This is a genomic window from Vibrio sp. 2304, assembly GCF_033339475.1.
Lineage (GTDB): Bacteria > Pseudomonadota > Gammaproteobacteria > Enterobacterales > Vibrionaceae > Vibrio > Vibrio alginolyticus.
Genome location: NZ_JAWOUQ010000085.1, coordinates 1 through 599 on the forward strand (window position 1 = coordinate 1; position 599 = coordinate 599).

1 protein-coding gene is annotated in these 599 nt (G+C 26.5%); it reads right to left on the reverse strand.

Annotated elements, in window-relative coordinates:
• Positions 1–170 precede the first annotated feature (170 nt).
• Entirely contained in the window at positions 171–518 is a 348-nt protein-coding gene (locus tag R7P64_RS24385) for a sigma-70 family RNA polymerase sigma factor (protein ID WP_318124191.1), read from the reverse strand.
• Positions 519–599: the final 81 nt, after the last annotated feature.

Consider the following 599-nt stretch of genomic DNA (forward strand, 5'->3'; position numbering starts at 1 on the left):
ATATGATTTCCTCTATCTCATCTAACCTTTTCTCTAAATCCTTAAATCTATCTTCATCAGAGGTTCTTTCTTCTTTCTTGTAAGCCTGTTGATTATCAATGCTAATTCTCTCTATGTATATTCCAAATAATATTAAAATGAATGCTATTATAACAAGAAAATTAAACATCCTAATCCTCCATAAAATCTTTAATATAGCTTTTTAACTTAAGTAGTATTTTCCCATGGATTTGAGACACTCTAGCTATAGATATATCCAATATATATGCAATTTCTTTTAAAGTGAGTTCTTCTACATAGTATAAATTCAAAATAATTTGTTCTCTCTCATCTAACTTTTCTATTGCAATTTTTAATTTCTCTTTTTTTTCTTTATCAATATATTCATCTTCTGGTGATTTAATCTTTTCATCTTTTATAGTATCTAGTAGATTAAACTCCTCGCCCTCTTTAGTGTAGAGTGTAGATTCTAAAGATATATTTGCTAAATAATGAAGGGTTTCATATATTTTATACATATCCTTAGATTCTAAGTTCTACTCTTTCATTATTTCCTGTTCTTTAGGTTCCCTATTTAATTTTCTCTCTAGATTGTCTTT

Coding starts and splice junctions, on each gene's coding strand:
- R7P64_RS24385 (WP_318124191.1), bottom strand. CDS start 518: ATGTATAAAATATATGAAACCCTTCATTATTTAGCAAATATATCTTTA.